General features: G+C 39.3%; 1 protein-coding gene. It reads left to right on the top strand.

Going from position 1 to position 562, the window contains the following annotated elements:
• Positions 1-84: 84 nt before the first annotated feature.
• The coding region (locus DY78_RS08725) for a DUF916 domain-containing protein (RefSeq protein WP_235810656.1) at positions 85-562 on the top strand (478 nt) is incomplete at its 3' end.

The following is a 562-nucleotide window of genomic DNA, read 5'->3' as shown; positions in this document are numbered from 1 at the left end:
GCTGATCTTTTTTGTCCGAACAGCGTTCGGATTAATTTTACAATCTACCATATGAAGAAAAGATTCTGGCAATTGGTGTTATTAATGAGCGTTTTTTTCGGTAACTTAGGGCTAATCGCGCATGCCGAAAACTTGAACTACTCCGTTTCCGCTGAGCTACCGAAAAATCAAATTACCGATTCGGTATCCTATTTTGATTTAAAAGTCACACCGGGGCAAACTCAAGATTTAACGATTCGCATTAAGAACAGTGATAGTCAGGCTCACACGTACATTGTCTCTCCTAATCGTGCGATGACTAACGATAATGGGGTGATTGACTACAGTCAGGCTAAAGCCAAAAGTGATGCCTCATTGAAATTTGACATTAAGTCGGCGCTATCACCCAAACAAACGGTTAAGGTTCCCGCTAAGACGACTAAAAAAGTAACAATCAAATTAACGGTACCTAAAAAAGACTTTAGTGGGATTGCTTTAGGTGGGATTAATGTCATTCAAGAAAAGAACACTGATAGGGTAGATTGTAAAATTAATCCGAACGCTGTTCGGACAAAAAAGATCA

It is taken from the genome of Lactiplantibacillus fabifermentans DSM 21115, from assembly GCF_000498955.2.
GTDB lineage: Bacteria > Bacillota > Bacilli > Lactobacillales > Lactobacillaceae > Lactiplantibacillus > Lactiplantibacillus fabifermentans.
This window is presented reverse-complemented; position numbering and strand designations above follow the sequence as displayed.